Origin of the sequence: Rudaeicoccus suwonensis (genome assembly GCF_007829035.1) — a bacterium.
In the GTDB taxonomy this organism is placed as follows: Bacteria; Actinomycetota; Actinomycetes; order Actinomycetales; family Dermatophilaceae; genus Rudaeicoccus; species Rudaeicoccus suwonensis.
Window position 1 is genome coordinate 768,676 of sequence record NZ_VIVQ01000001.1, and the last position, 25,901, is coordinate 794,576.

At 66.9% G+C, this 25,901-nt stretch carries 24 protein-coding genes and 1 pseudogene; 20 read left to right on the top strand and 5 right to left on the bottom strand.

Features of this window, described 5'->3' with window-relative positions:
* Positions 1-41: 41 nt before the first annotated feature.
* From exaC to BKA23_RS03580, 6 genes are all read left to right on the top strand, one after another.
* Positions 42-1,565 (top strand): acetaldehyde dehydrogenase ExaC, encoded by a 1,524-nt coding sequence (gene exaC, locus BKA23_RS03555; protein WP_145225531.1) that lies wholly within the window; start codon positions 42-44, stop codon positions 1,563-1,565.
* Between the two features lie 6 nt (positions 1,566-1,571).
* A complete protein-coding gene (locus tag BKA23_RS03560; protein ID WP_145225533.1) occupies positions 1,572-2,003 on the top strand; it encodes a DUF779 domain-containing protein in 432 nt (143 codons plus the stop codon).
* 74 nt (positions 2,004-2,077) lie between these two features.
* Positions 2,078-2,347 (top strand): DUF4242 domain-containing protein, encoded by a 270-nt coding sequence (locus BKA23_RS03565; protein WP_145225535.1) that lies wholly within the window; start codon positions 2,078-2,080, stop codon positions 2,345-2,347.
* Positions 2,348-2,357: 10 nt separating this feature from the next.
* Positions 2,358-3,530 carry an iron-containing alcohol dehydrogenase gene (locus BKA23_RS03570; RefSeq protein WP_145225537.1) on the top strand — a complete coding sequence of 391 codons (1,173 nt, stop codon included), beginning with the start codon at positions 2,358-2,360 and terminating at the stop codon, positions 3,528-3,530.
* Positions 3,527-4,930, top strand: a complete 1,404-nt coding sequence (locus BKA23_RS03575; RefSeq protein ID WP_211841582.1) for a GAF domain-containing sensor histidine kinase — start codon at positions 3,527-3,529, stop codon at positions 4,928-4,930. The genes BKA23_RS03570 and BKA23_RS03575 overlap by 4 nt, the downstream gene beginning before the upstream one ends.
* On the top strand, positions 4,930-5,598 hold the full coding sequence (locus BKA23_RS03580) for a MadR family response regulator transcription factor (RefSeq protein WP_145225539.1): 669 nt from the start codon (positions 4,930-4,932) through the stop codon (positions 5,596-5,598). Before BKA23_RS03575 ends, BKA23_RS03580 begins: the two co-directional genes overlap by 1 nt.
* A gap of 150 nt (positions 5,599-5,748) precedes the next feature.
* Here BKA23_RS03580 and mftM read toward each other — a convergent pair whose 3' ends face one another.
* The 4 genes from mftM to mdo form a co-directional block, all read right to left on the bottom strand.
* Positions 5,749-6,633 carry a mycofactocin oligosaccharide methyltransferase MftM gene (gene mftM / locus BKA23_RS03585; protein ID WP_145225541.1) on the bottom strand — a complete coding sequence of 295 codons (885 nt, stop codon included), beginning with the start codon at positions 6,631-6,633 and terminating at the stop codon, positions 5,749-5,751.
* On the bottom strand, positions 6,630-8,159 hold the full coding sequence (locus BKA23_RS03590) for a VWA domain-containing protein (RefSeq protein WP_145225543.1): 1,530 nt from the start codon (positions 8,157-8,159) through the stop codon (positions 6,630-6,632). The genes mftM and BKA23_RS03590 overlap by 4 nt, the downstream gene beginning before the upstream one ends.
* Before the next feature lie 8 nt (positions 8,160-8,167).
* A complete protein-coding gene (locus tag BKA23_RS03595; RefSeq protein ID WP_145225545.1) occupies positions 8,168-9,373 on the bottom strand; it encodes an AAA family ATPase in 1,206 nt (401 codons plus the stop codon).
* Between the two features lie 113 nt (positions 9,374-9,486).
* Positions 9,487-10,779, bottom strand: a complete 1,293-nt coding sequence (gene mdo / locus BKA23_RS03600) for an NDMA-dependent methanol dehydrogenase (RefSeq protein WP_145225547.1) — start codon at positions 10,777-10,779, stop codon at positions 9,487-9,489.
* Between the two features lie 288 nt (positions 10,780-11,067).
* On the opposite strand from mdo, the gene mftA reads away from it, so the two are divergent.
* The 11 genes and pseudogenes from mftA (at position 11,068) to BKA23_RS03650 (ending at position 20,616) form a co-directional block, all read left to right on the top strand.
* Complete coding sequence (gene mftA, locus BKA23_RS03605) at positions 11,068-11,190, top strand: mycofactocin precursor MftA (RefSeq protein ID WP_145225549.1); 123 nt, start codon at positions 11,068-11,070, stop codon at positions 11,188-11,190.
* Positions 11,190-11,459: a mycofactocin biosynthesis chaperone MftB gene (gene mftB / locus BKA23_RS03610; protein WP_145225552.1), complete on the top strand. Its 270-nt coding sequence runs from the start codon at positions 11,190-11,192 to the stop codon at positions 11,457-11,459. The genes mftA and mftB overlap by 1 nt, the downstream gene beginning before the upstream one ends.
* The gene (gene mftC, locus BKA23_RS03615) at positions 11,456-12,646 is read left to right on the top strand and encodes a mycofactocin radical SAM maturase (protein WP_246104434.1); all 1,191 of its coding nucleotides are present in this window, start codon (positions 11,456-11,458) and stop codon (positions 12,644-12,646) included. Before mftB ends, mftC begins: the two co-directional genes overlap by 4 nt.
* A pseudogene (locus BKA23_RS18210) lies at positions 12,646-12,801 on the top strand (creatininase family protein); the annotation flags it as partial. The gene mftC and the pseudogene BKA23_RS18210, both read left to right, overlap by 1 nt.
* 37 nt (positions 12,802-12,838) lie before the next feature.
* Complete coding sequence (gene mftE, locus BKA23_RS03620; protein WP_211841583.1) at positions 12,839-13,381, top strand: mycofactocin biosynthesis peptidyl-dipeptidase MftE; 543 nt, start codon at positions 12,839-12,841, stop codon at positions 13,379-13,381.
* The gene (locus BKA23_RS03625; protein ID WP_145225555.1) at positions 13,378-14,151 is read left to right on the top strand and encodes a mycofactocin-coupled SDR family oxidoreductase; all 774 of its coding nucleotides are present in this window, start codon (positions 13,378-13,380) and stop codon (positions 14,149-14,151) included. The genes mftE and BKA23_RS03625 overlap by 4 nt, the downstream gene beginning before the upstream one ends.
* The gene (gene mftF / locus BKA23_RS03630; protein ID WP_145225557.1) at positions 14,148-15,674 is read left to right on the top strand and encodes a mycofactocin biosynthesis glycosyltransferase MftF; all 1,527 of its coding nucleotides are present in this window, start codon (positions 14,148-14,150) and stop codon (positions 15,672-15,674) included. Before BKA23_RS03625 ends, mftF begins: the two co-directional genes overlap by 4 nt.
* Positions 15,671-16,888, top strand: coding sequence for a pre-mycofactocin synthase MftD (gene mftD, locus BKA23_RS03635; protein WP_145225558.1), 1,218 nt, complete (start codon positions 15,671-15,673; stop codon positions 16,886-16,888). The genes mftF and mftD overlap by 4 nt, the downstream gene beginning before the upstream one ends.
* Before the next feature lie 153 nt (positions 16,889-17,041).
* A complete protein-coding gene (pcrA, locus tag BKA23_RS03640) occupies positions 17,042-19,465 on the top strand; it encodes a DNA helicase PcrA (RefSeq protein ID WP_145225560.1) in 2,424 nt (807 codons plus the stop codon).
* Positions 19,466-19,478: 13 nt separating this feature from the next.
* Positions 19,479-19,712 (top strand): hypothetical protein, encoded by a 234-nt coding sequence (locus BKA23_RS03645; RefSeq protein ID WP_145225562.1) that lies wholly within the window; start codon positions 19,479-19,481, stop codon positions 19,710-19,712.
* Positions 19,713-20,208: 496 nt separating this feature from the next.
* Positions 20,209-20,616: a hypothetical protein gene (locus tag BKA23_RS03650; protein ID WP_145225564.1), complete on the top strand. Its 408-nt coding sequence runs from the start codon at positions 20,209-20,211 to the stop codon at positions 20,614-20,616.
* A 7-nt stretch (positions 20,617-20,623) separates the two neighbouring features.
* On the opposite strand, the gene BKA23_RS03655 is transcribed toward BKA23_RS03650, so the two are convergent.
* Positions 20,624-21,496 (bottom strand): M23 family metallopeptidase, encoded by an 873-nt coding sequence (locus tag BKA23_RS03655; protein ID WP_145225566.1) that lies wholly within the window; start codon positions 21,494-21,496, stop codon positions 20,624-20,626.
* Positions 21,497-21,726: 230 nt separating this feature from the next.
* On the opposite strand from BKA23_RS03655, the gene BKA23_RS03660 reads away from it, so the two are divergent.
* From BKA23_RS03660 to BKA23_RS03670, 3 genes are read left to right on the top strand one after another with little or no spacing between them, the layout of a single operon-like run.
* A complete protein-coding gene (locus tag BKA23_RS03660) occupies positions 21,727-22,320 on the top strand; it encodes a PadR family transcriptional regulator (RefSeq protein WP_145225568.1) in 594 nt (197 codons plus the stop codon).
* Positions 22,317-23,045, top strand: coding sequence for an ABC transporter ATP-binding protein (locus BKA23_RS03665; protein ID WP_145225570.1), 729 nt, complete (start codon positions 22,317-22,319; stop codon positions 23,043-23,045). The genes BKA23_RS03660 and BKA23_RS03665 overlap by 4 nt, the downstream gene beginning before the upstream one ends.
* Complete coding sequence (locus BKA23_RS03670; RefSeq protein WP_170226355.1) at positions 23,042-25,834, top strand: FtsX-like permease family protein; 2,793 nt, start codon at positions 23,042-23,044, stop codon at positions 25,832-25,834. The genes BKA23_RS03665 and BKA23_RS03670 overlap by 4 nt, the downstream gene beginning before the upstream one ends.
* Positions 25,835-25,901: the final 67 nt, after the last annotated feature.

Below are 25,901 nucleotides of genomic sequence, written 5' to 3' on the forward strand. Positions count from 1 at the left end.
ACTGACAACCGATCACACCGAACACGAACGGGAGCACGACAATGACGGTTTTCGACCGCCCCGGGACCTCCGGGAGCAGCATCAAGGTCGCTGAGAAGTACGGCCACTACATCGGTGGCGAGTTCGTCGACCCGGTCAAGGGCGAGTATTTCGACAACTATGCCCCGCAGACCGGTGAGGTCTTCACCCGCATCGCCCGCGGCACCGCCGAGGACATCGACGCGGCCCTCGACGCCGCCCACAACGCCGCCGACAAGTGGGGTGCCACCTCGCCGACCGAGCGCTCGAACATCCTGCTCAAGATGGCCGACCGCATCGAGGCGAACCTGCAGGACATCGCGGTCATCGAGTCGTGGGACAACGGCAAGGCCGTCCGCGAGACCCTGGCCGCCGACATCCCGCTCGCGATCGACCACTTCCGTTATTTCGCGGGTGTGCTGCGCTCGCAGGAGGGCACGATCTCCGAGATCGACGGCGACACCATCGCCTACCACTTCCACGAGCCGCTGGGCGTCGTCGGTCAGATCATCCCCTGGAACTTCCCGATCCTGATGGCCGTGTGGAAGCTCGCCCCGGCCCTCGCCGCCGGCAATGCGGTCGTGCTGAAGCCCGCCGAGCAGACGCCGTGGTCGATCCTGAAGCTCATCGAGCTCGTCGGCGACCTGCTTCCGGCCGGTGTGCTCAACGTGGTCAACGGTTTCGGCACCGAGGCCGGCAAGCCGCTCGCGTCCTCGCCGCGCATCGCCAAGGTCGCCTTCACCGGTGAGACCACGACCGGCCGGCTGATCATGCAGTACGCCAGTCAGAACATCATTCCGGTCACGCTTGAGCTGGGCGGCAAGTCGCCGAACATCTTCTTCGACAGCGTCGCGACCGCGAACGACGCGTTCTACGACAAGGCGCAGGAGGGCTTCGCGATGTTCGCCCTCAACCAGGGCGAGGTCTGCACCTGCCCGTCGCGTGCTCTCGTGCAGTCCAGCATCTACAGCGACTTCATGCGTGACGCGGTCAAGCGCGTCGAGCGGATCAAGATGGGCAACCCGCTCGACACCGACACCACGATGGGTGCACAGGCCAGCAACGACCAGCTCGAGAAGATCAAGTCCTACCTCGAGATCGGCAAGCAAGAGGGCGCCAAGGTGCTCACCGGTGGCGAGCAGGCACACCTCGACGGTGACCTGGCCGGCGGATACTACGTCCAGCCAACGGTTTTCGAGGGCGACAACTCGATGCGGATCTTCCAGGAGGAGATCTTCGGACCGGTCGTCTCGGTGGCCCAGTTCAACGACGAGGCCGACGCACTCAAGACCGCCAACGACACGCTCTACGGCCTCGGTGCCGGTGTCTGGTCGCGTGACGGGGCGCAGGCCTACCGCATGGGCCGTGGCATCAAGGCCGGTCGTGTCTGGACCAACTGCTACCACGCCTACCCGGCGCACGCCGCCTTCGGCGGGTACAAGCAGTCCGGCATCGGTCGCGAGACGCACAAGATGATGCTCGACCACTACCAGCAGACGAAGAACCTCCTCGTGTCGTACTCGCAAGACGCGCAGGGCTTCTTCTAAACCGTTATGACGCAATCGGATTCGCCCGGGTCGGTGTCGCAGGACGCCGGCCCGGGCCCCGCCGTCGAGCGGGTCGGTTACACGCAGCTTGCGGCCGACATGGTGCGCAAGCTCGTCGACCGGAACGGCCCGGTGATGTTCCACCAGTCCGGCGGTTGCTGTGACGGCAGCGCGCCCATGTGTTACCCGGTCGGTGACTTCATGATCGGCGACGTCGACGTCCTGTTGCAGTGCCTGGACATCGAGGGGGTCGCCGACCCGGTGCCGTTCTACATGTCGCAGTCACAGTTCGAATACTGGAAGCACACGCACCTCACCCTCGACCTGGTGCCAGGGCGCGGCAGCGGATTCTCGCTGGAGGCTCCCGAAGGTTTTCGGTTCCTGATCCGCTCGCGCGTGTTCAGCGCCGACGAGCTGCGCGCGCTCAACTTGCTGTGAGTGACACCAATCTCATTCATTGACAACGGGATCCGGAGTCCTAGGGGGATGTCCGGGCCTGGAAGGAGCACCACATGCCTCGGTACGTCATCGAGCGGACCCTGCCCGGAGCGGGTCAGTTGGACGACCAGCAACTGCACGACATCAGCGCCAAGTCCAACGAGGTGCTAGACAGCATGCCCGACGTCACCTGGGTCGAGTCCTACGTGAGCGACGACAAGTTGTTCTGTGTGTACGACTCGCCGGACGCAGACTCGATCCGCGAGCACGCCGAGCAGGGCGGCTTCCCCTGCGACGCGGTCAACGAGGTTCGGCACACCATCTCACCGGCGACTGGTCGCTGATCCGCTGCGCATGTCCGCCTTCGTCCACGAACCACGCGGCCTGGCGAAGTTTCACGCACCAGAGGTCGTCTTCGGCCCCGGCTCCCTCGCGGAGACCGGGTTCGCCGCGTTGCGTCTGGGCGCGCGTCGGCCCCTGGTGGTGACCGACCCGGGGATCACCGGGGCCGGGTGGGTGGACCGGTTGTTGGGCGTCCTGCGTGGGAGTGGGCTCGTGCCGGTCGTATGGTCGGACATCACGCCGAATCCCAAGGACCACGAGGTGCGTTCGGCATACGTCGCATATGAGGAGCATGGCTGCGACGTGATCATCGGCATCGGCGGAGGGTCGTGTCTCGACGCCGCGAAGGGTGTCGCGGTGCTCGCCGGCAATGGTGGCGACATCCTCGACTATCGCGGTGTCGACCAGTTGCACCACCCGATTCCGCCGACGCTGATGATCCCGACCACCTCGGGCACCGGCGCCGATGTGTCGCAATTTTGCATCGTCACCGACACCAGCCGCTCGGTGAAGGTCACCATCATGGGGCGCGCCCTGGTGCCGGACATCTCGATCACTGATCCGACCCTGCTGCGCACCATGCCCGAATGGCTCAGTGCCGCAACGGGTCTCGACGCTCTCACCCACGGCATCGAGGCCTATGTGTCCCTGGCGCACAACCCGATCGCCGACCTGCACGCGCTGTCGGCGGTCGGTGGCGTGCTCGATCATCTGCCGGCGATGTTCGAGCACCCCGACGACATCGATGCCGGCGCGGGTATGGCGCAGGCCAGTCTCAACGCCGGCCTCGCCTTCAGCAACGCGATCCTGGGTGCCACCCACGCCATGAGTCATCAGGTCGGTGGCTTGCTGGATGCCCCGCACGGCGTGATCAACGGGATTCTGCTGCCGCACGTGATCCGTTACAACGCCCGCTCCGAGCCGCGCCGTTTCGGCGAAATCGCTCGTGCTGCAGGCATGTACGTCGATGGAATGCCCGGCGAGGAGGCGGCCGAACTACTCGCCGAGCGGGTCGAGAAGCTCGCCGCCACCCTCGGAGTGCCTGCTGGGCTCGGCGCGTTGGGCGTCACCCTCGAGGACTGCCGGACCTTGTCGCGCACCACGCTCGAGGATGCCTGTTTGACGACCAATCCGCGTGCGGCGACGGCCGAGCAGATCCAGGAACTCTTCGAGGCTGCGTTGTGAGCGTAGATCTGGAGTCGTTGACCGGCATACGGTCCGGAAAACGTTCGTACTACAAGGAGTTCGTACGCTCCGACGAACGCCTGCACAGCACGCTGCGGTCGATGGAGTCCATCTCGCAGGCAGTGGTCCGCACTGTCGAAGGGCCGCGCGGGCTGCTCGACGAGGTCACCCGCGCAGCGCAGCAGCACCTCGACGCCGACTGGGCGATGCTGGTCATCGCCGACCACGAGTTCCCCGGCGCGCGGCCCCGCTGCATAGTGGTGACCCGCCAGCAGGAGGCCACCATCGACGAGGAGGAATTCCCGCCGGGTGCTGCCCGAGAGTTGATGGCGATTCGGGGTGGAGCGGTGCCGGGCAATCGTGCCCGCTGCGTCCGCGCACCGATGCGCCTGGAGGATCGCGTCGTCGGCATGCTCTCGGTGCGCCATCGGCTGGCGAGCGACCCTGAGGGTGCCGACCTCGCCGTGCTGCAGATTCTGGCGAACCAGGCGGCGGTCTCGCTGCACACCTCCGAGCAGTTCCAGAGCGGTCTGGCCCTGCACCGGCAGGCACAGCGGCTCAACGCCGAGACCGAGGTGCAGCGCCGCGACCTGTCCGAGCGGACCGCTGCCCTGCGCGCCGCAGAGCGCCAGTTGTTGGTCGCGGAGCAACGAGAGCTGGTCGAGGCAGAACGGCACCGGATCGCCCGCGAGCTGCACGACACCGTGACCCAGCAGGTGCTCTCGGTCGGTATGTCGCTGGAGATCGCCCGTGGCGAGGCAGCCGACCTGGGCGCTGACGGAGACGACCTGCAGCAGCAACTGGTGTCTGCCCGCGATCTCGCCGGTCGCGCTGTCGAGCAGTTGCGCCAGGCGATCTACTCCCTCTATCAACCGAACAGCGACCGGGTCCGGTCACTGGAGGAGCTGCTGGACTCGCTGGTGACGCAATACCGCAGCGGCCTCGCGGTCCGGTTGCGGGTGAGCGGCGCGCAGGTCGAACTACCCGAGCCGGCGCGCCACGAACTGACGCGCGCCGCCGGAGAGGCGTTGTTCAACGCGGCCATGCACTCCCATGGCACCCGCGCCACGGTCCACCTGCGCCGCAGACCTGATGAGTTGATCCTGACCATCGACGACGACGGCGACGGCGATCCAGCCGACCTGCGCCGGCGGCTCAAGGTCACCGCCACCGCCCCCTGCGACGGTCGCCACCGGGGCTTGATCAACATGGCCGAGCGGATCACCCGGCTCGGCGGCACCATGAGCGTGCGTCGTGCGCGCATCGGGGGAGTGAGCGTGCGATTTCACCTGCCGTTGCCGGCCATGACGGTCAACGACCTGACCGATCCGGACCCGACTGACGTCGCCCTGGCCCACACCACCCTGACCGACACCATCGACGTACCAAAGGACAGCTGATGATCGATCTGGCACCTGATGCCCGACAGGACACCGTCACCGTCGTGCTCGTCGATGATCACGCGGTGGTGCGGCAGGGCCTGCGCGTGATCCTCGAACGCGAGAGCGACCTGCGTGTCGTGGGTGAGGCGACCACTGCAGAGGAGGCACTCGCGGTGGTGCGGCACACCGACCCGTCGGTTGTCGTGCTCGACCTCAAACTGTCCGCGCAGAATGACGCCGAAGGCCTCTCCGTCTGTGCCGAGCTCACCCGCGCGCACCCACAGCTGGGTGTTCTCGTGTTCAGCACGTTCGCCGACGACCACCTCGTGCTCGACGCCGTGCGCGCGGGCGCGCGGGGATACGTCGTCAAGGATGTCGACACTTCTGCGCTGATCCACGCGATCCGCGATGTGCACAACGGCGACAGCGCCTTCGATTCGCGCAGCGCAGCGGCGATGGTGCGTGGGCTGAAGACACGTGACGACCCAGAGGACGGCCACCTCACCGAACGCGAGCGAGAGGTGTTGTCGCTGCTCGCGCACGGCAACTCCAACAAGGACATCGGCAAGCAGTTGTTCATCTCCGAGGCGACCGCGAAGTTCCACGTGGGCAACATCCTGCGCAAGCTCGGCGTCTCCCGCAGAGCCGAAGCCGTGTATGCCGCAAGCAAACTCGGCGTCATCTGATCTGTCACGCCGACGCTGGTCGTGACGGGACGCACGCCATGATCTTGTCCCCGGTGATCCGCCGCGCGTCACCGCTCAATGACCCACCTGGCGTCACCGCTCAATGACCCACTTCGCGCCACCGCTCAATGACGCACCTGGCGCCACCGCTCAATGGTCGAGAACCAGCCAGCCACCGTGAAACGAGTGCACGTCGAAGGCGCAGCCGCTGCGCCTACCCCAGTCGCGCAGGTCGTCCTCGTCGATGGTGCGCACGTGCCCGAAAGCTTCATCCGCCTCGGTCTCATAAGGCACCGCCACGACCACTCGACGCGCCGCGAGCCGCAGCGACTCGCGCAGCACGCGCTCGCCGTGCGCCGCGTCGAGGTGTTCCAGCAGGTGCACTGCCAGCACTGTGTCGACGCACCGGTCAGTCAGCGGCACGTGGCCGGCGTCGGCGACCAACGTTGTCAGAGGCGCTCCCAACCGTGGCGCGACCTGCTCGAGCAGCCGGACTGTGCCCTCACTGAAGTCGGATGCCGTCACGTCATGACCGCGTTCGGCCAGTCGCAGTGACAGAAATCCGAAGCAACAGCCCAGCTCAAGCACGCGGTGCCCGGCGACCAGATCGGCGGCGTGCTGGTGCACGGGTGTGAAGTCGTCGACCCCGCCGGGCGGTGCGTCAGTCTGTGGTCCCTCCTTCTCACGGCGAATCGTGTTGCGGTAGTAGAGCTCCCACGCATCCAACGGTTCGTCGGCCGAGGTCAGGACGACCCCGGTGAAGATGCGCTCGAACAGCTCCACGCCGCGCACCCAGCCCGGCTCGAACAATTGCGTGTTCAGGAGGCCGGTGAGATCGTCGTCCAGTTGATCGGGCCGCAACGTGTGCGTGACCAGCAGCCCGTCGTCGGCATACACCCCGAAGATCGGCGTGGTGGCGACGAGGCGAGCTTGCGCCGGAGCAGCGCCGCGCACGACGGTCACATAGCCGTCGTGATAGCGCCCACCCGGCGCGGCGGCCATCGGATCGATGGGCTGCTCGTCGATGGTGGTCACGATGCCGACTCGTGCAGGTCGTAGGACAGCGTCTCCAGACCCTGAGTGCCGCGCACGACGTTGACGCGTTCGCAGTGCTCGGCATACAGCGGAAGATCGCACCGGCCCAGCGCCCAGGAATACCGCGGCTCGGGTGTCAACCACAACGTATGCCGCGCCCTGCGGGCGATCTCCTCGAACGCCCGCAGACCCGGGTCGTTGTTGTTGCCGCGGCCGTCGCCGAGCACCAGCACGGTGGTGCGTCGGTTGAGTGCGGACCCGTATTCCTCGAGGAAGTTCTCCATGACCGTGCCGTAGTCGGATTCTGCGTCTACATCCAGCGGGCCACCGCCGTCCGGGCCGGCCATGATCAGCGACAGCGCGCGGTCGAGGCGGTGCTCGGCGAACAGGTCGGTCACCTCGACCACGTCATCGACGAAACAGAAGGTTCGCACCGACGAAGCGATCGACTGCAAGCTGTGCACCAGTTGCAGGGTGAAGCGGGCCGTCGACCGCACAGACAGCGAAACATCAGCAAGAACAAGCAGTTTCGGCCGGTCGTGCGTCTTTGCGACGGTGACGGGTCGGAAGGGCACGCCGTCGTACTTCATGTTGGTGCGCATGGTGCGCCGTGCGTCCACAGTGCCGGCGGCGGCGACCCGTCGGCGGGGACGCGGTGCCCCCTCCAGGTTCGCCAGGATGCGGCGCACGCTGGCCTCGATCGCGTATCGGTCGTGCTGGTCGACCAACTCCGCCGCGGCGGCATCGTGTGCACGCTGCTCGATCTCAGGGGACCCGGCGAGCAGCTTCTGCAGGTGATCGCGCAGTTTCTCCGGAAGGCCGGCAAGCAATGGTGCCAACGCTTTTCGCAGAGCATCGAGGTCGGGCGAGTCATCGTCGCGCAGTGCGTCGGGATCCTCTGTCTCGGCCAGCCAGCCGAGCAGTGCCATCTCCTGGGCCACGCTCAGTTCGGCATCGACCTCGAGGCCGGCCTGCGGCGCCAGTGTGCCGGGGACGCCCGGGTTGTGCAGACGCTTCGTGCTCAGCTGCACGCGCGCGGCCTGCGTCATGCTGTCCGATTGGTCGTTGGACAGCACGATTTCGTCGGTCGAGCTGGCCATGTCGAGCTTGTTGGCCTCCTGGTGCAGGTTGTACGACTGCGACAGATCCTCCGGTCGGAAGTAGTCGCGGATGTCGTCCGGCGCGCCGTGGGAGTGACCCTGCTCCGGGCTGTCGCCCGGGTCGTCGCCGAGGGTGAAACGCTCGAGTTCGCCTGTGTCACTGAGGTCGTCGTGCGCGTGGCCGTGCTCCTCCGGTTGCTCGACGACGGCACGCAGCCCGAAGAACGCATCGAAGACCTCGTCGAAGATCTCGACGTCGCGGCGGTCCTTGACCAGCGTCACGGCCAGCGTCGCGCGCAGCAGCTCCCGGTCACCGAGCAGTCCCGGCTGGGCCGCGGCACGCAGGGCGTCCAGCGACTCCGACACACTCACGCGCACTCCGAACAGCCGCAACAGCCGGACGAATCGGAGGATGGCGGCCTCCATGACTCCTCCTAGAACGCCCGTTTGCGGGCGGCCTGCTTGGCGCCCGACGGGCCGGTGACGCCGCCGTAGTAGCCCTTGGCGTGGCGGCCGGGACGATCCTTGGACTGGCGCACCTGCCTGCCATCGGGCTCGTCATCCGAGGCTGCGCCCGCGCGGTCGACATGGTCGCCAGCGTCGGTGTGGACATGGTCGGCCGCATCGCCGTGCCCGTGCCCGTGGCCATGACCGTGGCCATGCCCATGGCCCGGAAGGTGTTCTGGCACGTGCGCATTCGGGTCGATCAACCGTGGCAGCGCAGCCCGCGCCATACCGAGGTCTCGCTCGTATTTCACGACGACGTTGAGGGTGTCCGACAGCACCTGCGCGGTGAGCTCCCCGGCGCCGAGCACGGCCAGCGTGCGCGCCCAGTCGATGGTCTCGGAGATGCTGGGTGCCTTGCGCAGATCGAGTTCGCGCAGCCCGCGCACCACGTCGACGAGTTGCCGGGCGAGCGCGTCGTCAAGCCCAGTGTCCTTGGACCGGATGATCTCGAGCTCGCGCTCGGCATCGGGGTAGTCCAGAAACAGGTGCAGGCAGCGGCGTTTGAGGGCGGCCGACAGGTCGCGGGTGTTGTTGGACGTGAGGATCACATACGGCTGGTGGACGGCGCGCACGGTGCCGATCTCGGGAATGGAGATCTGGAACTCCGCGAGCAGTTCGAGCAGCACCGCCTCCAGCGCCTCGTCGGCGCGGTCGACCTCGTCGATCAGCAGCACGACCGGCTCCGGCGACATGATCGCCTCGAGCAGCGGTCGGTGGGCCAGAAAGCGGTCGGAAAAGAACACGCTGTCCTGGGCGGAGATCCGCTCGACGGCCTCGTCGAGGGTGTTGGTGTCGGCGATGACCGCGCCGATCTTCTCGCGCAGGATCTGCGTGTAGAGAAGCTGCTTGCCGTAGTCCCACTCGTACAGCGCCTTCGACTCGTCCTGGCCCTCGTAGCACTGCAGCCGCAGCATCCGTCGCCCGGTGACCTCGGCGAGCGTGCTGGCGAGCTGGGTCTTGCCGACACCGGCCGGCCCTTCGACCAGCAGTGGCTTGTCCAGCCGGCTCTGCAGGAAGACCGTGGTCGCCAGCGGGATGTCGGCCAGGTAGCCGGCGTCGCGAAGTTGCTCGCGGGCGTCTGCCACATCGTCGAAATCGGTTGTCTCAGAGATGTTCTCGGGCTGTGCTGCCATTGTTGTTCCTCTCGCGTGTGATGTGGCTCCGTGCCTGGTCGCGGATGCGGATCGGACCGGGCCTGCGACGGGTGTCGCCGCGGACCCGGTCCGATTGCCAGGGAGGGGACCACTCAGCTGAGCAGATCGTCCAGATCGCCGTTCATGCAGTGGTCGACGACCGGCGAGACGGTCTCGAAGGTGCACTCACGCAGGTTGCCCGGAGTGCACGCGTCGCCGAGGACGTGGTTGGTGATGCGAGCCACGTCGGCCTTGTCACCCTTGATCGTCTTGGCTTTGGTGTAGTACTCCGTCGGGCCCTGTCCGAGGCGGTTCTTGGAGTAGCTGTCGGCCGTGACGTCGACGAAGCGCTCGGGGATGCCCACGTCGCGCAGCAGCCGGATCGATGCGGCCAGAGCTGCGTCAGCCGCCTGCACGTCGGTCATGCCGTGCGTGTCGATGCCCATCACATCGGCGATGTCGGCGAAGCGCTTGTAGTTCGCCGCCATGTTGAACGCCCACACGCGCGGCAACGCGATCGCGTTGTTGAGCCCGTGGTGGGTGTCGTAGAACGCGCTCACCGCGTGGCTGATGGAGTGGATGATGCCGAGACCACCGGAGTTGAAGGCCTGGGCGGCGATGTACTGCGCGTACATCATCCCCTCGCGACCGGCGAGATCCTGACCGTTCCACACGGCGGCGCGCAGGTTCTCCGCGGTCAGCCGGATGGCGTGCAGGGCATTGCCGAGGGAGGGCTGGAAGTTCAGCCGCGAGACATAGGGCTCACTGGCGTGCGCCAGCACGTCGAAGCCGCACTGTGCGGTGTAGTCGACAGGGCAGTCGAAATACAGCACCGGGTCGTCGATGGCCAGCGAGGTGACCGACGCATCGTCGAATGCCACGTATTTGTGCGGCTGTTCGGGGTCGGTCGTGGTGTCGGTGATGACATACGCCCACGACGTCTCCGAGCCGGTGCCGGCCGTGGTCGACACCGCGATGTGCGGAGGGTTGTTCGGGTTCTCGGACATGTTGAAGCCCTCGAACTCGTTGACGCTGCGGCCGTCGTGAGCGACCGACACCCGGGCGCCCTTGCAGGCGTCGTGGCTCGAGCCGCCGCCGATGGACACGAAGGAGTCGCACTTGTTGTCCTGGTACAGGGCCACGGCATCCATGACGTTGTAGTCCTTGGGGTTGGACTCGACCTTGTCGTAGACCACGACCTCCAAGCCGTGGTACTTCATCGACTCGACGATCTTGTGCACGATGTCGGTGCCACGCAGGCCCGACGTCATCACCAGTGTCTTCTTGAAGCCCATCTTCAGGGCCTCGGGACCGATCATCTCGTGGGCGCCGGGTCCCATGAGCGCCCGCGGGAACGGGTGGAATTCCTTGATCGGGAACGGCTTGAGCAGCTCGTCTACCTGCATGTCCGACCTCCTTGAGGGTCTGGGAGTGCTCGGACCGTACGACCGCCTCAGCCTCCTTCGTAAGGGTGGGACGCCAAGACTCGCCGACCTCGCGGTGCTCGCCCTCACCGATCGCGTCCGGCCACCCTGGCCGTTCGGCCAGGTAGCCGCGCAGGCCCTCTCCGAACGGCTAGTTCGGACTGGCCTTGCTACCCGGTTTCGTTGCGCCGCAACGGCATTAGCGTCGAAGTGCATCGCAGAACCGATGCTCTCCCGACCACGGGCGAAACCCTGAAGAAGGTGGCCAGCATGACTGAGAAGGATCCGCAGGCACAGGACGCGGTGCAGCCGCAGGACGTCACGTCGGAACAGGTCGTCGAGGACACCCTCGTCGAGGACGTGTCGATCGACGGAATGTGCGGCGTGTACTGATGCTGCACGAGCGATGGGCGCTGAGCGGTTCGGTCGCTCTGCGGCCCGAACCGTTCGGCGCCCTCGCCTACGACTTCACCACCCGCCACCTCAGCTTCCTGAAGTCACCGGAGCTGGTGGAGGTGGTGCGGTCGTTGGGCAGCAGCGCCGATGTCGCCGCGGCACTGATCAGCAGCGGCGTCCCCGAGTCCGAATGGTCCAGCTACGAGAAGGCCCTGCGCTCGCTGGCCGACTCGGGAATGTTGACGACAGAAGGAGTTTCATCGTGACCGTCATCGCAGCACGTCCCGTCGGTCGGCTGGTCGACCAGTTCGAGCACGGCCTGGACGCTCCCATCTGCCTGACCTGGGAACTGACCTACGCCTGCAATCTGTCCTGCGTCCACTGTCTGTCCTCCTCCGGTCGACGGGATCCGAACGAGCTGAGCACCGCCGAGTGCAAGGAGCTCATCGACACCTTCCAGCGAATGCAGATCTTCTACGTCAACATCGGGGGCGGGGAGCCGACGGTGCGTTCGGACTTCTGGGAGCTCGTCGAGTATGCCGTCGACCACCAGGTCGGAGTGAAGTTCTCCACCAACGGTTTCCGCATCACGCCGGAACGCGCGCGCTGGCTCGCCGGGACCGATTACGTCGACGTGCAGTTGTCGCTCGACGGCGCGACGGCCGAGGTCAACGACCCGATCCGCGGCGCGGGCACGTATGACGCCGTCATCCGTGCGCTGCAGAACCTGCACGACGCAGGCATGTCCGGAATGAAGATCTCGGTCGTCTGCACCCGCACCAACATCGATCAGCTCGACGAATTCAAGGCGATTGCAGACAGATTCGACGCACAACTGCGGCTGACCCGGTTGCGCCCCTCTGGTCGCGGTGCCGACATCTGGGACGAACTGCACCCGCTGCCGCAGCAGCAGCGTCAGCTCTACGACTGGCTCGTCGCCAACGGCTCCGATGTGCTCACCGGCGACTCCTTCTTTCACCTGTCCGCGTATGGCGATGCTCTCCCCGGTCTCAACCTGTGCGGCGCGGGTCGTGTCGTGTGCCTGGTGGACCCGGTGGGGGATGTCTATGCCTGCCCGTTCGCGATCCACGACCGTTTCAAGGCCGGCAACGTGCGCGTCTGCGGCTTCGATTCGGTATGGCGCGAGTCCGAGCTCTTCCTGCAACTGCGTGAACCCTCCGGTGGCGGTGCCTGCGCGAAGTGCTCGGCATACGACTCGTGTCGCGGTGGTTGCATGGCGGCGAAATTCTTCACCGGACTGCCGCTGGACGGCCCCGACCCCGAGTGCGTCAAGGGCAATGCGCCCAGCGCCGGAGACGAGCGGCCCTCGCCGTCGCAGGACCACTCGCACAAAGGTCCGGTGCGCAATGCGCCAGTACCGGTCACGATCAACCGCCGCCCGCCGCGGTCCGCCTGCGACGAGAACCCCGTCTCGGAGCTGCTGACGCGATGATGCCGGCCCCACGCCTCGACGTGTTGCGCCTTCCGCAGGCGCAACACATCGAGCAGCCATGGCTGTTGGTGCCCGTGGGGTCCACCGAGCAGCATGGCCCGCACCTGCCGTTCGGCACCGACACGGTGATCGCCCGCTGCGTCACCGCCCGGGTCGGCGCGCGGCTGCGTGATATGGGGGGAGCGGGTGATTGTGGCTCCCGCGATCGAGTTCGGAGCCTCCGGAGAGCACGAAGACTTCTGCGGCACGGTGTCGATCGGAACCGAAGCACTGCAGACGATGCTGCTCGAACTCGGCCGCTCGGCCACCCGGTGGGCGCGAGGTGTGGTCTTCGTCAACGGCCACGGCGGCAATGTCACCGCTCTCACCGCAGCCGTCGAGCGGCTGCGCTACGAAGGTCGTGCGGTCGCGTGGGTTCCGGCCGCACCGACGCGTGGCGATGCACACGCCGGCCGCACCGAGACCTCCCTGATGCTGGCGTTGCATCCGGAGCAGGTCAGTCTGGCCCACTCAGTGGCCGGCCCGACGACGTCGCTGCAAGAGCTGCTGCCGCGGCTGCGCGCCGGCGGTGTGGCCGCGGTGTCGCCGAGTGGCGTGCTCGGTGATCCGCGCGGAGCGTCGGCGTCCGAGGGTGCCCACCTGCTCGGTCAGGTGGTCGCCGATGTCGTCAACCGACTGCGGCACGTCAACGTCAATGAGCGCGGAATGCTCTGTGCCACAGAGGTTTCGGTATGACGCTCGCAGTGGTCACCGGCGCGGCAAGCGGCCTTGGAGCCGCAGTCACGCACCGGTTCGCGGCGCGCGGCTGGCACGTCCTCGCCGTCGATGCCTGCCTCGGTGACAGCGGGTCGCAGGGGGCGACGACGACCGACCTCGATCAGGTCGTCGCCAGAGACTCCGGACACGTCACTCCGGCCGTTGTCGACGTGCGCGATCTGGCGCAGTTGCGCGCAGCTGTCGACGCGGCGGTTGCTCAGCACGGTCCGCTCGTAGCGGTGGTCGCGGCGGCGGCGATCATCGACGGTGGCGCCGACCAGTGGGACACCGATCCCGAGCAACTGCGACGGTTGTGGGAGACCGACGTGCTCGGCGTGTGGCACGCAGCGACGGCCTCCGTGCCGCACCTGCTCGACGGCGCCGCGGGTGGTGGCTCGGCTGCGTTCTGCGCCATCGCGTCGGCCGCAGCGCACCGAGGGTTGTGGCACCTGAGCGCCTATTGCACCGTCAAGCACGCCGTCGCGGGCTTGGTCCAGGGTCTGGCGGCCGATCTCAACGGCCGGGGCGTCACTGTCACCGGGGTGTCACCGGGGTCGATGGACACCCCGATGCTCGCTGCCACCGCGCGCTTGTACGGCCTCGATGACGTCGCCGACCTCGCGCGGTCGCACACGACGGGCCAACCGTTGCCGGCAGATGAGGTGGCGGCAGTGGTCGAGGCGGCCTGCACCCTGGGGCCGGCCGTCCACGGCACGGTGCTGCAGGCGACAGCGGGGTTCTCCGAATGATCAAAGCTGCTCTGCCGCAAGGCTTCCGGGTCGGTCTGGTGCCGAGCGTCGTGCGCTGTCACGGCGGTGACGTGCTGCTGGACACCCACAGCGGCGCGATGACCCGGCTACGCCCACCCGCCTTCGATCTGCTGGCCGACACAGACCAGGTCATCGTCACCGACGCGACCAGCGGCGCACTCGCCCGCGCGCTGATGCACCGCGGCATGGCGGATCCGTTGTGGTCTGGCACCCCGCAGGAGAACCTGAGTTCGCTGACAGTCGTGATCCCGGTGCGCGACGGGGCCGAAGCGGTAGCCCGGTTGCTGGATTCCCTGCCGACTGGTCTGGGCGGGGTAATCGTGGTCGATGACGGATCGGTGGATTCGCAACGATTGCAGGCAGTTTCAGACGGGTATGCCGCACGTGTCATCCGGCATACGTCATCTCGCGGTCCGGCCGCCGCACGCAACACAGGTGCCGGCGCTGCGGACACCGAGTTCATCGCCTTCCTCGACTCCGACGTGGTGCCGGATCCTGCCGCCCTAAACACCCTGTTGCGCGAGATGCGTGACCCGCTCGTGGCCATCGCGGCGCCACGGATCCTCGACCTACCGGTCACGCGACCGTCATGGCTGACCCGCTACGAGCACGCCCGGTCATCGCTCGACCTCGGAACGCAGGGTGGGCGCGTCGCACCCGCGACTCGGCTGTCGTATGTCCCCAGCGCGGCATTAGTCATCCGGAGATGTTCTCTCGCGGCGGGATTCGACGAGTCCATGCATGTCGCCGAAGACGTCGACCTCGTCTGGCGACTGGTCGCCGGTGGCTGGACCGTGCGATACCAGCCGGCCGCGATCGTGCGCCACGAACACCGGGCGACCTTCGGCCCATGGCTGCGTCGGAAGGCGTTCTACGGCACCGGCGCCGCACCACTTGCCCGACGACACGGCGACCTCGTCGCGCCGATGCGGGTGCCGCCACTGCCGGCACTTGCCGTCGTCGCGACGGCGACCCTGACCCCCGTGGGAGCCGGCGTCGGATTCGTAGCAGCGGTAAGCCAACTCGGCATCACGGCATACCGACTCAAGCGCGACGGCAACGGGATCGCTGCGGCACCCGTGCTCACCGCGATGAGCCTGGTGAGCACAGCGGCGCAAGGCGCGGCCATGCTCAACCGGCACCACTGGCCGCTTGCATTGGTGCTGGCGACCCGATCGCGCCGGGTGCGCGCGATCTGGGCAGTCGCAGCGGTCGCCGAAGGGGTCGCCGACCACCGCAGAGTGCGCGCCGACCTCGACCTGCCGCGTTATCTGCTGGCCCACCGCCTCGACGACCTGGCCTACGGCGCGGGGGTGTGGTGGGGCGCCATACGTGCCCGGAGTGTTCGGCCGTTGCTCCCCGCGCTGCCGATCCGACGCAAACGCTCGGCCAACGGCTGCGGCATGCCGAATCCGTCGAACTGCCAACTGAATTCACCCAACCAAGCCGTCCGCGCTGACGCCTTCGCCGTAGACCCGAGAGAAAAGGACACCCCGAGATGAGCCAGCACAAGTGGTTCGAAACCGTCGCGATAGCTCAGGAGCGAGCCAGGCGTCGGCTGCCCAAGTCGGTCTACAAGGCGCTGATCGCCGGCAGTGAGAAGGGTGTGACGCTCGCCGACAACCAGGCGGCCTTCGCCGAGCTCGGCTTCGCACCACACGTGATCGGCGCACCGCCCGAGCGCACCCTGGACACCCACGTGCTGGGGCAGCCGATGTCGATGCCGGTGATGATTTCGCCGACCGGGGTCCAGGCCGTCCACCCCGAGGGCGAGGTCGCCGTCGCCCGTGCCGCCGCCGCGCGAGGCATCGCGATGGGGCTGTCGTCGTTCGCGAGCAAGCCGATCGAGGAGGTCGTCGCCGCCAACTCGCAGACGTTCTTCCAGATGTACTGGATGGGCGACCGCGAGTCGATGGCCCGCCGGATGCAGCGCGCCCGTGATGCCGGCGCGGTCGGGCTCATCGCGACGACGGACTGGTCGTTCTCGAACGGCCGCGACTGGGGCAGCCCGATCATCCCGCAGGCGATGGACCTCAAGACGATCATCACGCGCTCGCCGGAAGCGCTCGTCCGCCCGCGGTGGTCCGCCCAGTTCGCCCGCACCGGGCGGCCACCGGAGTTGTCGACGCCGAACCTCACCGAGGCGGGAAAGCCGGCGCCGGGATTCTTCGAGGCGTATTACGAGTGGATGCAGACGCCGCCACCCACGTGGGACGACATCGCCTGGATGGCCCAGGAGTGGGGTGGCACCTTCCTGCTCAAGGGCGTGTGCCGCGTCGACGACGCCCTGCGGGCGGTCGATGCCGGGGTGTCAGGCATCTCGGTGTCGAACCACGGCGGCAACAACCTCGACAGCACACCCGCGTCGATCCGCTGCGTGTCCGCGGTCGCCGACCGGGTGGGAGACCAGATCGACGTCGTGCTCGATGGCGGTGTCCGGCGCGGCAGCGATGTCGTCAAGGCGCTCGCTCTCGGCGCCCGTGCGACCCTCATCGGCCGCGCGTACCTGTGGGGTCTCGGTGCGGGTGGGCAGGCCGGTGTCGAGAACGTCCTGGACGTGCTGCGCGGCGGCATCGACTCCGCGCTGCGCGGGCTCGGTCGCGCCGACATCCATGACGTGCAGCGCTCCGACGTGCTGGTGCCGGACGGCTTCACCCGCGAACTCGGAGTCGTGCCCGCGCCGGCGAGCGTGCCCGAGCCTGTGGCCGTCGGCTGAGAGTGGCCGCAACCTCGTCACGCGCCGGTCGTTCGTCGGGCGTCGGTGCGCGCGCGGATCGAGCCGACCTGGGCCGGTGCTCGTGGGTGTCGTGTCCTGTGACGGAGACAAGTGTGGGTATGTCGCAGGTCACCCGTACCCTGGGTGACCGAGATGAGCAGCCTTTTCGACGACCTTCCCCTGCCCGGCTTCCCCGCTGATGCGGCCTCGGCCACTGTGCCCGCTGATGTCGACGAGCGTGGCGTGCCGACCTGGGCCAGTCTCGCGCGACCTGCCACCAGCGCGGGCGCGGCAACCGGCGGCGGCGCGCGGCATACCGGTCCGTCGATGTCCGACCCGGACAGCCTCGTCGAAGGGCTCAACCCGCAGCAGCGCGAGGCCGTGCTGCACGAGGGCAGTCCGCTGCTGATCGTGGCCGGCGCCGGCTCGGGCAAGACCCGTGTGCTGACGCATCGGATCGCCTACCTGATGGCGGCTCGGCATACTCAACCCGGGCAGATCCTGGCGATCACCTTCACCAACAAGGCTGCGGCCGAGATGCGCGAGCGGGTCGAAGCTCTGGTCGGTCCGGTGGCGCGCTCGATGTGGGTGTCGACCTTCCATTCCGCGTGCGTGCGCATCTTGCGACGCGAGGCGCCGAAGGTCGGTCTGAAATCGACATTCTCGATCTACGACGCCGCCGACAGCCAGCGGATGATGGCGCTGGTCATGCGCGACCTCGATCTCGACCCGAAGCGCTACCCGCCGCGCTCGTTCAGCCACCAGGTCAGCAATCTCAAGAACGAGCTCATCGACGAGGAGACCTACGCCCGCCAGGTGGGTGAGGGCACGCACCAGGAGCGCATGCTCGCCGAGGCGTATGCCGCATACCAGCGGCGCCTCCGCCAGGCGAACGCGCTGGATTTCGACGACATCATCATGATGACCGTCAACATCCTGCAGGCCTTTCCGGATGTGTCCGAGCACTACCGGCGGCGATTCCGGCAGATCCTGGTCGACGAATACCAGGACACCAATCACGCGCAATACGTGCTGATTCGCGAGCTGACCGGGCACCAGGTCGACGATCCCGCGATCGGGCAGGTGCCGCCGGCGGAACTGTGCGTCGTGGGTGATGCCGATCAGTCGATCTACGCCTTCCGCGGCGCCACAATCCGAAACATCGTGGAGTTCGAGAAGGATTACCCCGACGCGCGCACGATCCTGCTCGAACAGAACTACCGCTCCACGCAGAACATCCTCGAGGCGGCCAACGCTGTCATCGCCAAGAACCCCGACCGCCGCCCCAAGAATCTGTGGTCCGACGCCGGTCGTGGCGAACTGATCACCGGGTATGTCGGAGACTCCGAGCACGACGAGGCCGCCTTTGTCGCGCGCACGATCGACCAGCTCGGTGACCAGCACGGCGTCAAGCCCGGCGACGTCGCCGTCTTCTATCGCACGAACGCCCAATCCCGTGCATTGGAAGAGGTTTTCGTGCGCGTGGGGCTGCCGTACAAGGTGGTCGGCGGCACTCGGTTCTACGAGCGTCGTGAGGTCAAGGACGCCCTGGCATATCTGCGTGTGGTCTCCAATCCGGCCGACACCGTCAATCTGCGGCGCATCCTCAACGTGCCCAAGCGGGGGATCGGCGACCGGGCAGAGGCGTGTGTCGCGGCCCTCGCCGATCGCGAGCGGATCCCGTTCGTCGCGGCGCTGGGCCGGGCCGGGGACGCACCGGGCATCGCGACTCGTTCGGTGACAGCGATCGGCGCTTTCACTGGTCTGCTCGAATCGTTGCGTGAGGTGCGAGAGGCCGATGGCTCGGGAGTCGGCGACCTGCTGGAGGCAATCCTTGACCAGTCCGGCTACCTGGCCGAACTCCGTGCGAGCGCTGATCCGCAGGACGAGACGCGCGTCGAGAACCTCGCCGAACTCGTTGCAGTGGCAAAGGAATTCGACGAAAACTACCCTGGCGGTTCGCTGGAGGACTTCCTGGAGCAGGTGTCTCTGGTGGCTGACACAGACCAGATTCCCGATGACGATGGCGAGGGCCAGGGCGTCGTCACGCTGATGACGCTGCACACCGCCAAGGGGCTGGAGTTCCCGGTCGTCTTCCTGACCGGTATGGAGGACGCCGTCTTTCCGCACATGCGCGCGCTCGCCGATCCGGCCGAGCTGGAGGAGGAGCGCAGGCTGGCGTATGTCGGCATCACTCGCGCAAGGGAACGCCTGCACCTGTCACGCGCCGAGGTGCGTTCGGCGTGGGGCGCGCCGCAGTACAACCCGCCGTCGCGATTCCTCGACGAGATCCCGTCCACGCTCATCGACTGGCAGCGCGTCACGACGACTGCGACGCGTCCCTCGTCGACACCTGCGGTGGCGCGTCTCGCTGCGCGCCCGGGAGTGCGCAGTCCCGGCAACCGTCCGGTGATCTCGCTCGATGCGGGGGACCGGGTCACACACGACTCGTTCGGACTGGGCACGGTCGTGCGCGTCGAAGGCCAGGGTGAACGGTCGATGGCGCACATCGACTTCGGCGGTGACACGGGGGTCAAGCGTTTGCTGCTGCGGTACGCGCCGGTCGAGAAGCTCTGAACGCACCTGCGAGATGTCGGCATTGGCCGGGACCTGGACGCGGCACGCGCGCGAGATGTCGGCATTGGTGGGCACCGGGACGCGGCACACGCGCGAGATGTCGGCATTGGTCGGGACCTGGATGCGGCACGCGCGCGAGATGTCGGCATTGGTCGGGACCTGGATGCGGCACGCGCGCGAGATGTCGGCATTGGCCGGAACCGGCCGTCTTGCCTGCCGCGAGATGTCAGCATTTGCCGCGATTTAGCGACCCCGCCGCCGCGAGATGTCGGCATTGGTCGCTTCCGCTGAGTGGTTCCGACCAGGACGGACATCTGGTGGCGGGTGTTGCGACGAGGATCGACACCTCGTGGAGCCGGACGACGGTGATTTGTTCCTGGGGCGAGGCAACTTTCCGGTGAGTGAAACGTCCTTTCTTGGTGGAGGTGGTCACCATGTGGCAGCACGGATCACGGGATGCACGTCGCGGGGCAGATCGGGAAGCCGGATCATCCGGCTCGGTGCGCCGTCCGCGCAGAGGCATGTGGGGCGCGCTCGTGTGCACTGCGATCACTGCGGTCGCCGTGACCACCCTCAGCAGCTGTGCCGCTCCGCCGAAGGGGTCGCAATCGAAACACAGTGGGCGAGCGGTGTACGTCGTGCGGACGATCCCGCCGCAGCCGACGGAACGCACGTCTCATGGCGCCTGCGCCGAACCTCTCGATGTCTGGGATTTTTCCGGAGGCGGATCGCCCAATGAACCGGTGATCGCCGTGTCGAAGAATCCAACATCGGCGCTCGTCTACTGGCTCCCCGGTGGCAACGCCAAACCATGCCAGGTCGCCGCGTCAACGCTGACCGAGCAGCAGGCTCGCAGGTTTGCAAGGGCGATCGACAAAGACCCGCCGATGGGCAACGGACCGATTGACTGCCCAGCATCAGACGGATCCGCTGCCGAGGTCTACTTCCGATTTGCTGACGGCACAATCGAACTCGCGGATGTGGACCTGAACGGCTGCGAGCAGGTGGAAGCGCCCGATCGCGATCCAGTCGGCATCGCCACCTTTCATCCAGCCGCATCGATTCTGCTGGGCTTCGCACCCAAGACATGGCTCGCAGACAACCCCGAACTGGCTGAACGACAACCCAGATCTGGTGCAACAGCGCTGTGAGGACGCGTCACCGCAGGCCGTGTGAGCGCAGCCACGGCGCTGGATTGACCGGTCTGCCGTTCACATGCACTTCCAGGTGCAGGTGCGCGCCGGTCGAATGTCCCGTGTTGCCAGACAATCCCACGACTTGCCCGCCGTTGACGCGCTGCCCGACTCGCACATCGATGCGTGACATGTGCCCGTAGATCGTCTCGATCCCGCCGCCGTAGTCCACCTGCACGCGCATGCCGAAGCCGCCGTACCAACCAGCGGCCACCACTCGACCGGTGTGCATCGCATGCAACGGCGTGCCCACGGGCACGGCGTAGTCCTGTCCGAGGTGGTTGGACGAGCCAACGCCTCCGGGCGACGTACGCAGCCCGAACGGTGAGGTCATCACGCCGGCGCAGTCGCTGACCGCGCACTGCCATCCGGTGGAAATGTTCGAATTGCGTTCAGCGGCAGAGGAACTCTGGGCTTTCGGGGTACCCGATGCGCGTGCTGCACTTTGCGCAGAGGCACGCGGCGCAGGCTGAGTCGGCGGCATGGCGGTGGTCGGCGGTGACGCCGCCGCGCGCCGGGCTCGATCTGCAGCTGTGGCCGCGGACGCGGAATCAACAGGCTGCGGGGCGCGAAGTTTCACCGTGAGGGCTGCAGCGCGAGCAGTCGCGGCTGCTGCGGCGGTGCTCGACCCGTACAGGCCGCCGGCGGCGACTGGTGTGTTCGACATGGCTAGCAGTTGAGTCGAATGGTGCTCTCCCGCAGAGTGATTCGTGTAGACGCACACCGCGGCAGCGCCGGATGCAATCGTCGCCGCGACGGCGGTCGCCGGCAGGCCGATGCGCCATACCCGTCGTTGTCCGGTCACGGCCGGGCGATGGCGCCCGCAGTATCGATCCATGCTGCTGCCTCCCTGTCAGTCGTCGAGTCCACCGAACGTATGGCGATCGCCCGGCGACGTGCGGGCGCTCTATGGCGCGCTGTGGACAACCTGCTCAGGGGGCGTCCGCTGCGCGTTGCCGCCGTCCGGATCGGAGGGACAGGCGACGTGGTTGCGCGCGGCAGGAATACTCGGTATATATACCTTCGGCAGTGGTAATACTCAGTATCAACGGCATTCGGGGATCATTCATGTCGATCAAATTCAGCCTGCTAGCCCTGCTCGACGCGGGCCCGATGTACGGCGCTCAGCTGCGCCACGAGTTCGAGCAACGCACCGGCGGCACGTGGCCGCTGAACGTCGGGCAGGTCTACACGACTCTCTCGAGGCTCGAGCGCGACGGCCTCGTCGAAACCACCGGCGATGCCGATGATGAGGGCCGGATCGCCTACCGCCTCACCGATTCCGGACGGGCGGAGGTCTCTCGATGGTGGGATGTGCCGGTCGGTCGCGATCAGGCGCAACGCAATGAGCTGGCGATCAAACTGGCGCTCGCAGTCACGCTGCCGGGCGTCGACGTGCAACGCATTGTGCAGGCGCAACGCACGGCGACGATGACACACCTGCGAGATCTCACCCGGCTCAAGAGGAGCGCGGACGACGCCGACCTCGCTTGGGCCCTGGTCCTCGAATCCCTTGTATTCGCAGACGAAGCCGAGGTCCGATGGTTGGATCACGTCGAATCGAAGCTTGCGCAGGTTCGCCCGAGTCACGCTCGATCAGACGCCGGCCGGATGGCATACAGCGGAACGAAACCGACGTCGCGCGAGACGAGCCGCACATGACTGACAGTTGCACGCTGATGCTCGATGCTGTGGAGCGAACGCACGGCTCGGGAGAGACGGTAGTGCACGCCCTGCGCGGCGTGAGTATGCAGATTCGGCCGGGTGAACTCGTTGCAGTCATGGGGCCGAGCGGCTCGGGCAAGTCGACGCTGCTCAATGTGGCCGGCGGCCTGGACGCGCCGACGAGCGGACGAGTCGTCATACTCGGCAACGACCTGGCACGTATGTCGCGGGCCGCTCTCGACCAACTGCGGCGACGCAGCATGGGGTTCGTCTTTCAGGACCTCAACCTGATCCCGTCGCTGACAGCGATCGAAAATGTCTCTCTCCCATTGGAATTGGATGGCATCGGCCAGCGCAAGGCCCGAGCGGCGGCGCGCGATGCCCTCGAAAAGGTCGGGATCTCCGATCTCGCTGACCGATTCCCGGAGCACCTGTCCGGCGGGCAGCAGCAGCGAGCGGCGATCGCCCGCGCGCTCGTGGGTGAGCGCAGTCTGGTGCTCGCCGACGAGCCCACCGGAGCGCTGGATTCGACGACCGGTGAGGCGGTGCTGCGCACCCTGCGAGAGCAGTGCGACAACGGTGCGTCCGGCCTGCTGGTGACGCACGAGTCGCGCCACGCGGCGTGGGCGGACCGGGTGATCTTCCTGCGTGACGGAGTGATCGTCGACTCGACCGGTGATGCGGCAACGCCCGAATCACTGCTGACCCGCGTGACGACATGAGCAGCTCGGGGGAGCGTATGTCGGCTCACGCAAGAACCGGATTGCCAGGCGCAGCAAGGTATTTCACCAGTTGGCGGATCTCGCTGCGCCTGGCCTTCCGCGACATCGCCATGAACAAAGGTCGGGCAGCCCTGGTGGTGCTTCTCGTCGGTCTGCCGGTCTTCGTGATCGCCGCGGCCGGCACCTTCGCCGTGACCAAGGACGTCAGCCCGAAGGAAGCATTGTCACGCACGATGGGCACCGGCCAGGCGCTGATCGAACCTGCTCGACAGAACACGAACTTCGTGCAACAACCCGACGGCTTCAACATCTGGAACACGCAGGTTCGCGGCATCGCACCGTTGCAGAAACTTCCTGGCGCCAAGGCTGTCGGCGACTTCAGCGCGTCCGGCGCACAACAGGTCACTGGTGGGCGGCTGTGGCCCACCAGCGAAGGACGAGTCCGCGTGCATATCGGAAACCGTCACGTCGATGCAGCGGTTCTCGGGATCGACGGCCGCCAGCACGTCTACGCAGGTATGGCGCAACTGGTCTCCGGACACTGGCCCACCTCGTCGAATCAGGTGCTGGTCTCAACGGCAGGCGAAGCCTCCGGAATACCCACGCGCGGAACGCTGTCGATCGACGACGGTGCCGGCTCGGTGCGGCGGGTGGTGATCGTCGGCACGGCGGTCACGCCGAATGCGGAGGATCTGGTGACCATGCCGGACTCGGCGGTCGACTGGGCGACGCCGACCGGGTGGATTCTGCAGCGATCGACGCCGGTGACCTGGCCGGAGGTCAAACAGCTCAACAGCTTCGATCTACTGGTCGAGAGTCGCGCGGTTGTCGACTCTCCTGCTGAGGCGGACTCCGACCCGCTTGTCGACGTGCCGGTCGGCAGCCAGGTGCCGCTGACCGTATGGGTGTTGTTCGGCACGAGCCTGGTGCTCGTGATCGCACTGCTCTCCGGGCCGGCATTCGCAGCCAGCGGCAATCGCAACCGCAGGGCACTCGGGCTTCTTGCGAGCAATGGCGCCACCAGGTCGCAACTGCGGCGCTACCTGTTGGCCCAAGCTCTCGTGCTTGGTGCCCTCTCGGCATTCGTGTCGCTCGTGCTCGGTGCGGCGGCCGGCGTCGCAGCAGCGGAGATCTGGCAACGCGTCGACCCGCGAACAGTCTTCGGACCGGTCGACATCCGCTGGTTTTGGGGAGCGTTGTTGTTCTTCGTCGCAGTGGTGGCGTCGCTCGTCGCCGCATTCATCCCGGCGATGATCGCCAGCAGACTCAACCTGATCCAGGTCTTGCGCGGGCAGGTCTCCACGCCTCGTGTCCATCCCGGTTGGCCCCTGATCGGGCTCGTGCTCGTGATCCTCGGCGGCGTCAGCATCACCTACGGTCTGCGAACGGAGGTGCGGTCCAGGACGGTCACCTCCGAGTTCTCCGTTGTCGGCGGCGCGGCCGGGTTGTTCTCCGGTGCGCTGATGACAGCTCCCTGGGTCCTCTTGCAGCTGGGTCGCATCGCCGGGTATCTGCCATTGGCAACACGACTCGCTGTTCGCGATCTTGCCCGCCAGCGCGGTCGCGGAGTCGCCACCATCGGCGCGATCATGGCGACGGTCGGGGTGATGACCACGCTCATGATCGGCTTCGCCAGCTACGAATCCGTCGGGCGCCACAACTACCACGCGCTCGTTCCAATGGGCACGGCCGTGGTGACAGCCGATGGGGCTTCGGTCGCGAGTGCGCTGCCGGCCATTCGCGAGGTCTTGCCGAAAGCAGATGTCGTCACATTCCGGGTCCAGGGTCAACCGATTGCGAACACGATCGTTCGTGCCGGTGCACCTGAGCAGGTGCGACTCTTCGCGGCATACACCTCGGGCTGCTCAGACACTCAGGCGCTGGCTACCAACGTGAGCGGTCCGACCAGCAGATGCTCACCGACCCTGAGTAGTCAGGCGCCGCTCGTGTCGGCGAGCCTCGCCGATCTGAAGGCCCAATTCGATCTCACGGCGACCGACGTTGCCGCCCTGCGCCGCGGGGACGTCTTGATGGCCGCGCCATCGCGGGTCCGGACGCTCCGCGTGGTCGCAGGCACGGGCCTTCTCAACCGCGGAACGGGCGCGTTGACGCACGTCCAACCCACGTCAGTCAGCACCGTGCCGGTCGTCGCGACTCACGTCGTCGGTGTATGGGGTCTGCCGTCCGCAGGTGGCGAGGACGGCTCGGGTCCGGTCGTTCCGATTGGACTGGTCGCCGACACCACCGCCGCACGACTGCCGGGCGGGGTCTCACCAGTCAGCTATCTGATCCATAACTCCGGTGGTGTCTCCCGCCACGACCAGCGCGTGATCGACCAGAAACTGAACGACGGCCTCACGCTGTATGTCGAGCGTGGTTATCACAGTGACGCCACGTGGATCTTTCTGCTGATCGGTGCGACATTCGGGCTTTTGGTGTTGGTAGCGACGCTGACCGCGACGGCACTGTCACAAGCCGAATCACGTTCCGACAGCGCGACATTGGCGTCCATCGGTGCCTCGGCATTCACTCGTCGCCGGATCGCCGCGGCGAACGCCGCCGTCGTCGGTCTCACCGGCGCTGTCTTCGGTCTCGTGATCGGTGCGGTGCCCGGCATTGCCGTTGCGCACCCGCTTGCCCAGATCTATGGCGCTGTGCCGTCACAGTCCGTCGTGACGATCCCGTGGTCGACGCTCGGGACGGTGGTGGTCGGCGTGCCGTTGCTCGCCGGTCTGCTGGCGGCGCTCGTGACTCGGGGTCGACCGCCGATGACCCGGCGGCTGACCTGACACCGGGGTTTCGGTCTCGAAGCTGTCGTCATACGTGCCCGTGGACGTGAGATCGGTCACGCCTGGA